The 13,122-nt window shown below is 57.3% G+C and carries 10 protein-coding genes and 3 rRNA genes; all 13 read left to right on the top strand.

Annotation, left to right across the window (positions count from 1 at the left end):
* A 16S ribosomal RNA gene (locus tag MP439_01860) occupies window positions 1–386 on the top strand; the annotation flags it as partial.
* 188 nt (window positions 387–574) lie between these two features.
* Window positions 575–3,589, top strand: a 23S ribosomal RNA gene (locus MP439_01865).
* Between the two features lie 168 nt (window positions 3,590–3,757).
* Window positions 3,758–3,875, top strand: a 5S ribosomal RNA gene (rrf, locus tag MP439_01870).
* A 671-nt stretch (window positions 3,876–4,546) separates the two neighbouring features.
* A complete protein-coding gene (locus tag MP439_01875; GenBank protein MCI2974810.1) occupies window positions 4,547–4,963 on the top strand; it encodes a hypothetical protein in 417 nt (138 codons plus the stop codon).
* Window positions 4,964–5,248: 285 nt separating this feature from the next.
* Window positions 5,249–6,169 carry an aldo/keto reductase gene (locus MP439_01880; protein ID MCI2974811.1) on the top strand — a complete coding sequence of 307 codons (921 nt, stop codon included), beginning with the start codon at window positions 5,249–5,251 and terminating at the stop codon, window positions 6,167–6,169.
* A 77-nt stretch (window positions 6,170–6,246) separates the two neighbouring features.
* The gene (locus MP439_01885; GenBank protein ID MCI2974812.1) at window positions 6,247–6,669 is read left to right on the top strand and encodes a hypothetical protein; all 423 of its coding nucleotides are present in this window, start codon (window positions 6,247–6,249) and stop codon (window positions 6,667–6,669) included.
* Window positions 6,670–6,799: 130 nt separating this feature from the next.
* Window positions 6,800–6,988, top strand: a complete 189-nt coding sequence (locus tag MP439_01890; GenBank protein MCI2974813.1) for a hypothetical protein — start codon at window positions 6,800–6,802, stop codon at window positions 6,986–6,988.
* A gap of 95 nt (window positions 6,989–7,083) precedes the next feature.
* On the top strand, window positions 7,084–7,899 hold the full coding sequence (locus tag MP439_01895; protein ID MCI2974814.1) for an aspartyl/asparaginyl beta-hydroxylase domain-containing protein: 816 nt from the start codon (window positions 7,084–7,086) through the stop codon (window positions 7,897–7,899).
* A 200-nt stretch (window positions 7,900–8,099) separates the two neighbouring features.
* Entirely contained in the window at window positions 8,100–9,566 is a 1,467-nt protein-coding gene (locus MP439_01900; protein ID MCI2974815.1) for an FAD-dependent oxidoreductase, read from the top strand.
* The gene (locus MP439_01905; GenBank protein ID MCI2974816.1) at window positions 9,563–10,696 is read left to right on the top strand and encodes a hypothetical protein; all 1,134 of its coding nucleotides are present in this window, start codon (window positions 9,563–9,565) and stop codon (window positions 10,694–10,696) included. The genes MP439_01900 and MP439_01905 overlap by 4 nt, the downstream gene beginning before the upstream one ends.
* A complete protein-coding gene (locus MP439_01910) occupies window positions 10,683–11,849 on the top strand; it encodes a 4Fe-4S dicluster domain-containing protein (GenBank protein MCI2974817.1) in 1,167 nt (388 codons plus the stop codon). The genes MP439_01905 and MP439_01910 overlap by 14 nt, the downstream gene beginning before the upstream one ends.
* 14 nt (window positions 11,850–11,863) lie before the next feature.
* Window positions 11,864–12,436 carry a glycerol-3-phosphate responsive antiterminator gene (locus MP439_01915; GenBank protein MCI2974818.1) on the top strand — a complete coding sequence of 191 codons (573 nt, stop codon included), beginning with the start codon at window positions 11,864–11,866 and terminating at the stop codon, window positions 12,434–12,436.
* Between the two features lie 12 nt (window positions 12,437–12,448).
* On the top strand, window positions 12,449–12,715 hold the full coding sequence (locus MP439_01920) for an HPr family phosphocarrier protein (protein ID MCI2974819.1): 267 nt from the start codon (window positions 12,449–12,451) through the stop codon (window positions 12,713–12,715).
* Window positions 12,716–13,122 lie beyond the last annotated feature (407 nt).

Genomic DNA, 13,122 nt, shown 5'->3' on the forward strand with positions numbered 1-13,122 from the left:
TGCCGGAGTTAATTCGGAGGAAGGTGGGGACGACGTCAAGTCATCATGCCCCTTACATCCAGGGCTGCACGCATGCTACAATGGCCGGTACAAAGGGTCGCCAACCCGCGAGGGGGAGCCAATCCCATAAAGCCGGTCTCAGTTCGGATCGCAGTCTGCAACTCGACTGCGTGAAGTCGGAGTCGCTAGTAATCCCGAATCAGCACGTCGGGGTGAATACGTTCCCGGGCCTTGTACACACCGCCCGTCACACCACGAAAGTCGGCAACACCCGAAGCCGGTGGCCCAACCAGTAATGGAGGGAGCCGTCGAAGGTGGGGTCGGTGATTGGGGTGAAGTCGTAACAAGGTAGCCGTACCGGAAGGTGCGGCTGGATCACCTCCTTTCTAAGGAGCACATGCCAACCCATCGCACATGGTTACGATTGACCGAATTCCGCTCAACGGATCCAGTGCCGATGGCAAGGCAGTCTCAAAGAAAGTGTCGAAGCCTGGCATCCCTCTTCAGCTACAGTGTGACCAACGGTCGCGCACTTTGAGAATGAAAGAGCGAGCACGAGTAATCAACATAAGTACTCCAAGTTATTAAGAGCCAACGGTGGATGCCTTGGCGCCTGAAGCCGATGAAGGACGTAGGCGACTGCGATAAGCCATGGGGAGCTGTCTACCAAGCTTCGATCCATGGATCTCCGAATGGGGAAACCCGACATCAGTGAATGCGATGTCACCCCTGCCTGAATATATAGGGCAGGAGGAGGGAACAAGGGGAATTGAAACATCTCAGTACCCTTTAGGAAAGGAAAACAACAGTGACTCCCCAAGTAGCGGCGAGCGAAAAGGGAAGAGCCCAAACCGAACCGGTGTGATAGCCTGGCGGCGTTGCCGGTTTGGGGTAGTGGGAGTGATCATCTAGGTTCGCCAGAGCCTAGGAGGAGTTACAAAGTTGGTCGGTTAGTCAAAGCAGTCTGGAACGCTGCGCCACAGAGGGTAATGGCCCCGTAGACGAAAACCCCCAACCTCCTTCGATCGCCACCCAAGTAGCGCGGGATCTGGGAAAGCCCGTGTGAATCTGCGAGGACCACCTCGTAAGGCTAAGTACTCCTCAGGCGACCGATAGTGAACTAGTACCGTGAGGGAAAGGTGAAAAGTACCCCGAGAGGGGAGTGAAAGAGAACCTGAAACCGTTGGTTTACAAGCAGTCAAAGCAGACAAGTTCTGCGATGGCGTGCCTTTTGAAGAATGAGCCAGCGAGTTACCGTGGGTGGCAAGGTTAACCTATGTATGGGGGAGCCGAAGCGAAAGCGAGTCTGAATAGGGCGTATGAGTTGCCTGCGGTAGACCCGAAGCCGGGTGATCTATCCATGGGCAGGCTGAAGCGGGAGTAAGACCCCGTGAAGGGCCGAACCCACTCTGGTTGAAAACAGAGGGGATGACCTGTGGATAGGGGTGAAAGGCCAATCAAACCCGGTGATAGCTGGTTCTCCCCGAAATGTATTTAGGTACAGCGTCAGATGTTCAGCATCGGAGGTAGAGCACTGAATGGGCTATGGGGCCCCACAGGCTTACTGATCCCAATCAAACTCCGAATGCCGATGCTCTAGAGTCTGGCAGTGAGACCATGGGGGATGAGCTTCATGGTCGAGAGGGAAACAGCCCAGACCGCCAGCTAAGGTCCCTAAGTTCTGACTAAGTGGAAAACGATGTGAAACCGCAAAAACAGCCAGGAGGTTGGCTCAGAAGCAGCCACCCTTTAAAGAGTGCGTAATAGCTCACTGGTCGAGTGGTTTTGCGCGGACAATGTAACGGGGCTAAGTCAGACACCGAAGCTGCGGATGTGGAACCAGATTTCTGGTGTCCATATGGTAGGGGAGCGTCGGGCATGCACTGAAGCGATCAGCGTAAGCGGTCGTGGAGCGTGTCCGAGTGAGAATGCTGGCATGAGTAGCGAGAGAGGGGTGAGAAACCCCTCCGCCGAAAGCCTAAGGGTTCCTGGGCAAGGCTAATCCGCCCAGGGTAAGTCGGGAGCTAAGGCGAGGCCGAGAGGCGTAGTCGATGCACAACCGGTTCATATTCCGGTACCGCTACTACCACGTTTGAGTGATGGAGGGACGCAGGAGGGTAGATGATCCCAGGCGTTGGTTGTCCTGGGGAAAGCGTGTAGGGCGAGGGCCAGGTAAATCCGGACCTCATAAAGCCTGAGACGTGATTCCGAACCGCTTTTAGGTGAAGTCATTGATCCCATGCTGCCGAGAAAAGCTTCTAGCGAGTGGTAAGAGCGCCCGTACCCCAAACCGACACAGGTAGGCAGGTAGAGAATACCAAGGCGATCGGGAGAACTGTGGTTAAGGAACTCGGCAAATTACTTCCGTAACTTCGGGATAAGGAAGGCCCAGTTAGGGTGAGAGGGGCTTGCCCCCTTGATGCCCGAGTGGGTCGCAGAGAATCGGGGGAAGCGACTGTTTACTAAAAACACAGGAGCGTGCTAAGTCGCTAAGACGACGTATACGCTCTGACGCCTGCCCGGTGCCGGAAGGTTACGGGGAGAGGTTAGCCCTTTAGGGCGAAGCTTCGAACCTAAGCCCCGGTAAACGGCCGCCGTAACTATAACGGTGCTAAGGTAGCGAAATTCCTTGTCGGGTAAGTTCCGACCCGCACGAATGGCGTAACGACTTCCCCACTGTCTCAACCACAGACCCGGCGAAATTGAAGTACGAGTAAAGATGCTCGTTAGCTGCATCAGGACGGAAAGACCCCGTGGACCTTTACTGTAGCTTGATGTTGAGTTTTGGTTCCGATTGTGTAGGATAGGTGGGAGCCTATGAACGGGTGGCGCTAGCTGCCCGGGAGGCGTCCTTGAAATACCACCCTGTCGGTGCCGGAGCTCTAACCATGGTCCGTGAATCCGGATCGGGAACAGCGTCAGGTGGGCAGTTTGACTGGGGCGGTCGCCTCCTAAAGAGTAACGGAGGCGCCCAAAGGTTCCCTCAGACTGGTTGGCAATCAGTCGTTAGAGTGCAATGGCAAAAGGGAGCTTGACTGCGAGACCCACAAGTCGAGCAGGTGCGAAAGCAGGGCATAGTGATCCGGCGGTAGCGTGTGGAAGCGCCGTCGCTCAACGGATAAAAGGTACCCCGGGGATAACAGGCTCATCTTGCCCAAGAGTCCATATCGACGGCAAGGTTTGGCACCTCGATGTCGGCTCGTCGCATCCTGGGGCTGAAGTAGGTCCCAAGGGTTGGGCTGTTCGCCCATTAAAGCGGTACGCGAGCTGGGTTTAGAACGTCGTGAGACAGTTCGGTCCCTATCCGATGCAGCCGTAGGAAACCTGAGAAAGGCTGTCCCTAGTACGAGAGGACCGGGACGGACGTAGCTCTCGTGTGCCAGTTGTCCTGCCAAGGGCACGGCTGGTTAGCGACCTACGGAAGGGATAAGCGCTGAAAGCATATAAGCGCGAAGCTCTTTTCAAGATGAGGTTTCCCACAGGGTTAACCTGGTAAGGCCCGTGAGAGACGATCACGTTGATAGGCCGGAGGTGTAAGCACAGCAATGTGTTCAGCCGACCGGTACTAATCGGCCGAGGGCTTGGAGTTACCCGTGCTCGCTCTTTCCTTCTCGTGTGTGCTGGCCAAACAACGTGACTAGGTAACACAGCATTGAGCAACATAATGTTGAGCAACATGACATAAACAAGACCCAAGCAGGCAAGATGAAGCAAGCTTGATTCAATCAAGTTCTGCATGCATCGCTAGCAAGCTTCGAGCGGTGGCAATAGCGGTGGGGAGACACCCGTTCCCATTCCGAACACGACCAGTTAAGCCCACCTACGCCGATGGTACTTGGGGGGAGGCCCCCTGGGAGAGTAGGGCACTGCCGCTCGTTTCACAACCCCCCTCCACGTGAGGGGGGTTGTGCTGTTTTGGGGGGTTGGGGGTTTCGAAGAGCAAGGTCGGAGTGGTCATGGTGGGGATGCGCCTGTGTCGCTTTCCTAGATTCGATTTGCCATTAGTGGCATGGCGCCCTGATTTCATGGACCACATGCTCCCCTCTCGCTGATCGCGACGCGCTTTGGATAGTGGAGCCTTGTGGTTGTTTTGTGTTGGGCGGGCTGGCTGGACTTCCTGGTTGGCATGGTGCAAGGACCCAATTGCGCTGCAATGCTGGGGTAGCCATTGTATTGCGTGCCTGTGGCGATCGATTCTGCGTTGTGCACGTGCCGATATCGATCTCTCGGGTGCCGGTTAGCCTGCTACGGGGGGGTGATCTTGGCTGATTGATGAGGTAGCGAGGTTTGTCTGCTCGTATGTAGAGGGATCGGCAGCGTGGGGTAGGTCGGTGGCGTGTGTTGAGGTTGGGGATCCTGGAGCGTTGGCCAGATGCGGTCGTGTTGTCTAAGGTCGTTTAGACAGGGCATACTCATTTGTTTTCGACATGGTGGTTAATGCAGGCTGAGGAGGTTACGGGATGCGACAGTTGGGTGGCGGTTGGTGGTAGCTGCACGACATACCTTATTGTTCCATGTTTTACTCTTGGGACATATTCTTGGTGCCATGACCCTTGTGGCCGGCGTGGTGTTCGCCGGGCTCGTGTTGATCCGGGCAAGGCGTGCGGGATCCGCCCTGGAGGTAGCAACGATCCTTGGACTCGCGCCAATTGGGGTGCTACTTGTCGTTGCGGGTGGAACCCTGGTGGGTGTCTGTGGGATAGCGCTCGTTGGTGTTGGACACTTCGGCTTCGGCACCGGTTGGGTGGATGCCGCAATTGTCATCTATGCGATGGTTCTGGCTTTGGGTGGTCTTGGAGGGGCAATCCCGAAGAGGGCACGTTTGTTGGCGAAGGAGCTCGGTGGGGGTCCGGTGTCGCCCGAACTCCGAGGGCTTCTATGGGATCGATGGAGTCGGATTTACAACGATGCGGCACTGGTCTTGTTGATCGTGCTGGTCTGGCTGATGGTGTTCAAGCCTTGAGTTGTCTGGCTGTCTTGAGCATACAGGGGTTGGCGGCGTGAGCTGCTGTTGCGGTGGCGGTCCCGATAGGTACATGCTTGCTCGCTTGAGGATGGCGGGTATGCATGGTAGGGTCAAGGTTAGGTCAGGCCAGCAGTGGCAATGTCCAAACCCCCAGCAGCCAATGACAGGGGTTATACGAGAGTGGGAGAGGCGGTTTGAGTCGCAATGGGTAGTGAGGTAGTTCGGCTAGGTAACACAGGTCTCAAGGTCTCGCGGTTGTGCCTTGGGACGATGACGTTTGGCTTGCAAACCACAGAGGAGGATTCGATCCCGATCCTCAATCGAGCCTTCGATGCCGGAGTCTATTTCGTTGACACCGCTGACGTATACCCACTTGGGGGAGGTGTGCAGCTAGCAGGAACCACCGAAGAGATCGTTGGCCGTTGGCTCAAGGGCAAGCGTGACAAGGTTATTCTCGCCACCAAGTGTTTTGGTGCTACGGCAAAGGAGCCGTTTCATCAGGGGAATTCTCGTAAGCATATTTTCGATGCTGTTGATGCATCCCTGCGCCGGCTTAGGACCGATTACATCGACCTCTACCAGCTCCATCGCTTTGACCCTGATACCCCGGTTGAGGAGACCATGGGTGCTCTGACTGATCTGGTCCATATGGGTAAAGTCCGCTATGTCGGGTGTTCAAACTACCCAGCGTACCGGTTGGCCAAAGCCAATGCGATGGCAGAGGGTCATGGGTGGGAGCGGTTCTCATCAGCTCAGCCGCGGTATAACCTGCTGTATCGGGTGATCGAGCGGGATCTTCTCGATCTCGCGAACGAAGATGGGATCGGCGTGATCCCCTACAATCCGATCGCTGGGGGCCTGTTGTCTGGCAAGCACAACCCAAAGGCCGCACCACCAGAGGGAACTAGGTTTAACTCGACTCCGGCGAGTGAACTGTATCGCGAGCGCTACTGGCATGAGGAGTTGTTTGCCACCGTGGAGCAGCTCAAGGCTATCGCTCAGCGAGAAGGCGTCAGCCTTGTGACCTTGTCAGTTGCCTGGGTCATACGACAAGCGGGGATTACTTCGCCGATCATTGGGGCATCAAAGGTGTCCCAGCTGGATGACTCGCTGGCGGCACTTGACTACCGCGTCTCAGATGAGCTCAACGTGGAACTTCGTGGGTTGACTGAACGATACCTCAACGGTCCTTCGCTGGTCTAAGAAGGCGTGTATGGTGATCCCGAACTCCGGGGTGGCCAAGCGCTAGACTGACGCTTTAGGCGCGGGTGGAGGTGAACGTGGGTGAAATCTCAAAGGTGATAGGGCTGGTGCTGGTGCTGGTGGCGGCCGCAGGATTGGTTGTGAGCTTTGTCGTATGGCGTAAACGGCGTCAGCACACTGGGTTGATGATTTTGCGATCGGCTCTCCCATATCGTGAACAACAGCGGGAAGCCTACGGTCACCTTCGGGCGGGCACGGTGCCATCGGATCCATATCTTGCGAGCGTCGTGGTTGAGGTCGCACAGGCGACGGTTACCCAGTGGGACCCAACTCCTATTATTTTCGCGATTGTCGTGGTGTTGCTTGTCGGGGAGTACCTTCTAAAACCCGCTGGTGACCTGATCTACTTCGGTGTGGCCTATGTCATCTTCGCGGCTTGGAACATCAATTGGAGGCGTAAAATGCGGGATCGGGCGCGCATGATTCTTGCAAGCTCGTGAAACTGATCCTGAGCTAACCCGCGGTCGATCATCGTAGATGAGTGCTCATCTTCGGCTTCGTGCGGGTTGGCTCGTGAGCCCTCATGTACGCTGCGATGTTCGAAGGGACCGAGGTTAAGGTCGAGCGGACATGAGAACAGCCGGTGGTTTCGATCCTGCTACGCACCAGACAGCGGTCGATGAGATGGTGGCGAGCTCGGTGATCGCGGACAACATCGTTGGTCAGACGACGCATCCTCCCAGTTACAAAATGATGCTCGTCGGGAGTTGGCGAGCTGCTGGTGTGGGGCCTATGTTGCTGGTGGTGTCGCGATCATGATCAGTGATCCGGCGGTGTTGGCGTTAAGCTGATGGTCAAAGACGTGAGACCGTAGCGGTTGCCCGCTACCCTTGCGGACGAAGAGAGGAGACATCATGACCAAAACATGGCAGGTGGCGTTACAGGAGGCACGCGACAACCTTCGATCGGCTGGAACCGATCTCAAGCAGGTACGAGAGGATCTCCGCGAAGCGGCACTCAACGGAGGTGAGGCTGCGATCTTTGGCCTCGAGGGTTGGCTGCTTCAGTCGTCGGTTGTGCCGACCACACCGTTCATGGACCCGGCTATTTTCCCGTGGACCCAGACGCTTGAGAACGGGTGGAAGGACATGCGCGAGGAGCTCGATGAGCTACTTGGACGTCGTGATGACCTACCGAACTTCCAGGACATCTCGCGTGATGTTGCTTCGATCTCGGACGACGATCAGTGGAAGACCGTGTTCTTTATGGGATATGGGTATCGCTCCGAAGCGAACTGGAAGCGCTGCCCGAAGACGGCAGCACTACTCGAGCAGGTCCCAGGGTTGACGACGGCGTTTTTCTCGATCTTGAGCCCTGGCAAGCACCTACCGCCACATCGTGGCCCATATCGGGGTGTGTTGCGTTACCATCTGGGCTTGCGGGTGCCCGAGCCCAACGATCTCTGTGGCATCGAGGTTGGAGGCGAAACCCGGCACTGGGAGGAGGGCAAGAGTTTGCTCTTTGATGATGGCTATCAGCACAGCGCCTGGAATGACTCGACGGAGCTGCGGGCTGTCTTGTTCCTTGATGTCGTGCGTCCGTTGTCTGGTGCCGCCAAGGTTGCCAATGATGCCTTGCTGAAGGCTATCGCATACTCACCGTTCTTGCGAGACGCGAAGAAACGTCATGAGGCGTGGGAGCGTCGGTTTGAGGGCAGCATTCGCCAATAGCGCTCAGCATTGGATCCAATGAATCCACTCCTTGCGAAAGGTGATGAATTGCGGTGTTGACACGCGTGTCGCGATGGCTTAGGATGAGGTCTAGTCGTTGTTGACTGCTAGGCGTGGCGTAAGATTATTGAGAGCCCGACAGCATCTGCTGTCGGGCTTTTTGTGTTTTCTCCTGGTAGCGATCATGGAGGGGAGCAGAGATGAAGGTGGTGGTCATTGGAGCTGGTGCAACCGGGCTCGGTGTTGCTTGGGATCTGACGCTGCGCGGCATTGAGGTCGTCGTTCTCGAGGCGAACGAGATCGGATCAGGAACCTCGGGCCGGTTTCATGGACTCCTGCACAGCGGTGGGCGCTACCTCGTGACCGATCCAAACGCGGCCAAGGAGTGCTACCTAGAGAACCAGCTCCTGCGCCAACTCGCACCCGATGCGGTCGTCCCAACTGGGGGGTACTTCGTCAAGAAGTATGGTGACGACGATGGTTTTGAGCAGCGTTGGTTAGATCAAGCTGATGAGCTCGAGGTGCCGATCCATGCCGCAGATTTGAAGCAACTGCGACAGGAGCTACCAATGCTGGCGCCGGATGTCGAGCGAGCCTACTGGGTTCCCGATGGCGTACTCGAGGGGTTCAAGATGCTGGCGACACTGGTAGATGCGCTGGAATCAAGAGGGTCAAGCCTGCGTGACCATACCCGGGCCATCGGCCTCCGTGTGGCTGGTGGACGGGTCACCGGTGTCAAGGTTGAGGGTCGTGACGGGAGTCGGGTACTTGACTGTGATGCGGTAGTCAACACCGCTGGCCCATGGGCAGGTCTTGTCGCACGCGATTGGGGACTCGATATCAAGGTCCAACCGTCGTATGGACTGATGTTGATCTTTGCAAACCGGCGACTTGACGTGGTTGTCAACCGATTGAAGTCTCCAAGCGATGGTGACATCTTCGTGCCACACCAGGAGGTGGTGATCCTCGGTACCACTGATGTTGCCCAGCCCGAACCGGAGGCGCCCGAGCCTGATCGGAGCGAGGCGATTCGATTGATGGGGCTCGGTCGCGAGTTAATCCCCGATCTGGAACATTGGCGGGTGTTACGTGGCTTCAACGGGGTTCGACCGCTGTACGAGCCCTCGGGTCTCACCGGGGATTCACGGACGGTCTCTCGGGATTTTGCCGTTCTCGATCACGGGGATAGCGATGGACTGGTGGGTGCCTTCTCGGTGCTCGGTGGCAAGTGGACCACGTTTCGGTTGATGGGAGAGACGCTGGGTGACCAGCTGGTCAAGACTATGCAGGTGGATGCGCCCGCGCAAAGTCGCGTGACGCCGATCCGTGAGAAGCAGGCAACGGCTAGCCAGCGTCGCGATCCCCAAGAACGAGGTGTTCTCCTGTGCGAGTGCGAACAGGTCTACGAGGCGGACTTAGGGTCAGCCACGGGCTCTCAAACCCAGGAACGCTTTGCTACCTGGTTCTCAATGGGGCCGTGTCAGGGCACCTTCTGTGCCCATCGGGTGTTGGGTCGACGTTCTCCAGCGAGTTTTACCGAGGAGCTCTTGGCGCTGCGACGTGAGCGTGAACATGGTCTTGATGTCGTGGGTTGGGGCTCGAACGCTCGTCTGATCGCGTTGGAGCAGGCGAGTGCCACTCAGGCACTTGGAGAGGAGCTTCGATGACGGCGAGCGCAATCGTCATTGGACGCGGCCCCGCCGGCCTCCTTGGCGCCAGCCTGTTGCGCCAGCGTGGTTATGAGGTCACTATTATCGCTGATGGACAAGGAACGCTCGCGATGTGGTCGGGCGATTTCAGCTTTACAACGACACCAGGTGCCTTCGAGACGTTCCCGATCCAGCGTTCTCTGACCGACTGGTTGGGCGCCTTTGGTGACGTGGTAGGGCTGTTTGCTAACTTTGGTGTTGCTCTTGAACGTTTTGATGAGAAGGTGGTGGCACGCACGGTAACGGCAACGGGCAATCTTCGTCCAACGTTTCTGGTGCCAAGCTGGCAGTATGCGAGCCTCGAACCCGAGGATCTGATCATCGTCGGGGTGGATGGGCTCGCTGATTCGATCGTCGAGGCTCAGGCGGCCAATTACCGTGCCCAGACTGGACGCCAGGCCATCGAGGTCCGGCTTGCTCGTCCATCGGGGTGGGACGAGAGCTGGGGCGCGATCCGATTTGCAAGCTATCTTGATGCCGATGCAGGCCTCACTTGGCTGCGCCAAGAGTTGATCAAGGGTCTTCGCTCTTGTGCCCGTGATCTGGGGGTGATCGTGCCACAGATCGTCGGACTCGAGCGGACGACCTACCTGCTTGGCCGTCTCTCTGAGGAGGTAGGGCGCCCGATCAGGGAGTTCCCGCTCCTGTCCCCGAGCGTGGGTGGTGTACGAATTCGGGATCGTTGGGAGCAGTCGCTCCGCCGAGATGGCGTGCATTTTATCAGTGGCCATGTCGTCAAGGTCACGCCAACCGCGACGGTGACGACCGCTGATGGCAGGAGCTTTGGCGGCGATTATGTGCTGCTCGCAACCGGTGGGGTGCTTGGCGGTGGGGCCCGAGTAACCGTCGATGGCGCGATCATCGACGAGCTCGTCAACCGCGAGATCGGCCAGATGCACAGCATCAACGATCTCGATCGGGTCGGGCACGACGAGATCGACTGTCTTGGTAGCGGTCGCGTGCTTGCGATCGGGCGAGCGCTTGGAGGCTGGAATCCGAATCGGGATCATAATGGCGGAGCCATGGTGGTTGGATCGGTCCGGATGGCCCTTGGAATGATCGAGGAGGGTACCCGTGAAGCGCTTTGACTTTGAGGATGCCTGTATCAAGTGTGCGATTTGTGTGACGGCCTGTCCGGTCTACCGAGTCGATCAGCAGTTTCCTGGTCCAAAAGCCCTTGGCCCCGACTGGTATCGACGGTTTCAGGCTGGTGACGATGCGGCGATGGCCCACGTCAACGACTGCACGTTTTGCCAGCTGTGTGAGGATGCCTGCCCGGTCGGGGTGCCAATTGCGCATTTGATCGCCGAGCACAAGCAACACGCCCCAAAGTCGACCCGACTGATGTTAAGAGATTACCTGTTGACCCATCCCCAGTGGTTGGCCATGGCGCCTGGACTCGTCAAGTTGCCAAAGCCACTTGGTGTCCCGTTCGGCGTCAGCGCCACGACACAGTGGCCATCTCCATCGCCGATCAAGCGGTCCTATCGGCAGCGCAAGGTGCGGCCAGATAAGAACAAGCCAAGGGTAGGCATCTTCGTCGATTGTTTCACCCGTGGCTTTGATTCAGAGACGCTCACCGGCGCAATGGCAGTGCTCGAACGTCTGGGCTTTGCACCGGTTGCTTTGCCGGCGGCGAGTCATTGTTGCGGGGCGGCAGCGTATGCCTCAGGCCTGCTCGGCGAGGCCGAGCGGACAGCCAACGTCACCTACCGGGCACTACGGCGTGGAGCTGCACACCTTGAGGCAATCGTGACCTTGAACGCCACCTGTGACGATACCCTGCGCATCGAGTGGCCTCGCTACTTCAGGCTGGAGCTAGCGACCCCTATCGTTCCCTTTGTGGAGTTTGTCCTCGACCACGCCAGTCCTGGATTCTTTTCCCAGTTGCGCGCCAATCATCAAGACGAGGTACTCTACACCCATGCCACCTGCCGTTCAAAGGTGGCGCGTGGGGAGGGTTCACTAATGTCGCTGATCGAACGGGCGAGCGAGCAGATGCCTCGGATTCTTGAGATCAACTGCTGTGGCGCCGCTGGCTCCTATGCGTTTAAATCCGAGCATACCGAGGTCGCGAAGGCGCTGGGAAGACGGGCCAACGAGGTTATCGATGGACCGGGTATCATCTTGACCGATAGTGGCACCTGTGCAATTCACTTGGAAGAGCTCACCGGTCACCGCACCCTCCATCCGGCACGGTGGATGGCAGCCCAGCTCGAGCACGCAGCGGTGCTCAGGTGAACGCTCAACCGCAGATGATCTCGCCGGACATGATTCCGAAGGTGATCTTTGCTGCCCGGGACCCTGCTGATGTGCTCACGGTGGTCTCCGACATGGAGCCGACCTGGGTTTTTCTCTTAGGCGGGAATGGCAGAGAGGTGCTCGGTGCCTCCAAGTTGTTGAGCGAGCGAGGGTTTTGTGTCTTTGTCCATGTCGACATGTTACGTGGCATCACCAATGACACCCAAGGCATTGCGTTGCTGGCGAGTCTTGGACACCCAGCCGGGATCATCACCACCCATCCGTCGGCGGCGATAGCGGCCAAGAAGGCTGGCCTGCTCACCATCGAGCGGATCTTTCTGCTGGATTCCTCATCGGTTGAGTCTGGCCTGCGCAACGTCGCTAGAACCGAGCCCGATGCGGTTGAGGTCCTACCGGGAGTCCTGCCTGAGCAGATCACACGGGTTGCAGACGCGATTGACGTGCCATTGATCGCAGGTGGGTTGATCACCCAGATGGGCCAGGTGGTGGCGGCGCACAAGGCTGGGGCCTTAGGGGTGTCGACGAGTACCATCCGCCTCCTCGCTGAGGCGCAGGGATTGGGTTAGTAGGGAGGGTTCATGCAACAATGTCGATTACGGGTCATCGATCCCTCGGGACTTCATGCCCGGCCGGCGGCACGTTTGGTCAAGGCGATGCATGGGGCTGGGGTGGTCGGTACCATCGCTAAGGGCGATCGTTCGGCAAACGTGCAAAGCATCCTGGAGATCCTGGCGCTCGGCATCGACCAGGGAGACGTTGTCGTCGTTGAGCTCAGCGATGAGGCTGGTCCGGTACTTGAGACGCTTGGTGATCTATTGGAAGTGACCGATGATGTCGATGATTGATGAGTTTGTTCGAGTCCAATATTAGAGGAGTTCTAATATTGGAATTACACGATCTGTCAACGATCTATATCTGGTCGGACTCAAGATCATGGCGGTGTTGATATTCTCGATACAAGATCCTCGTCGGGAGAAGGACACGACGCTGATCGGATGGCAATTCGCTGGTTACGATGCTGTTTGAGCGTATGCCAAGGGACACGAAAGTAGTGACCAAGCTCGTTTGGTGCATTGGTAATATGCGCAGATTGCATGAGCTGCACTCGTAACCGATGCCCAGAGGCTGCAAGGCTCTGTCATCGATTGTGTCAGATATTGTCCCCGGAACTCGCTCCAAGGCGAAAGCATTGTGATTCGGTGGGAACCATAGCCAAGTGTTTCAAAAATATTGGTATCTAATGTACGCCCCT

The sequence above is a fragment of the Ferrimicrobium sp. genome (assembly GCA_022690815.1).
GTDB lineage: Bacteria > Actinomycetota > Acidimicrobiia > Acidimicrobiales > Acidimicrobiaceae > Ferrimicrobium.

Bases quoted from the DNA above. Each gene is read 5' to 3' on its own strand.
- MP439_01905 (MCI2974816.1), top strand. From the start codon at position 9,563: ATGACGGCGAGCGCAATCGTCATTGGACGCGGCCCCGCCGGCCTCCTT.
- MP439_01920 (MCI2974819.1), top strand. From the start codon at position 12,449: ATGCAACAATGTCGATTACGGGTCATCGATCCCTCGGGACTTCATGCC.
- MP439_01915 (MCI2974818.1), top strand. From the start codon at position 11,864: ATGATCTCGCCGGACATGATTCCGAAGGTGATCTTTGCTGCCCGGGAC.
- MP439_01900 (MCI2974815.1), top strand. From the start codon at position 8,100: ATGAAGGTGGTGGTCATTGGAGCTGGTGCAACCGGGCTCGGTGTTGCT.
- MP439_01890 (MCI2974813.1), top strand. From the start codon at position 6,800: ATGAGAACAGCCGGTGGTTTCGATCCTGCTACGCACCAGACAGCGGTC.
- MP439_01895 (MCI2974814.1), top strand. From the start codon at position 7,084: ATGACCAAAACATGGCAGGTGGCGTTACAGGAGGCACGCGACAACCTT.
- MP439_01875 (MCI2974810.1), top strand. From the start codon at position 4,547: ATGACCCTTGTGGCCGGCGTGGTGTTCGCCGGGCTCGTGTTGATCCGG.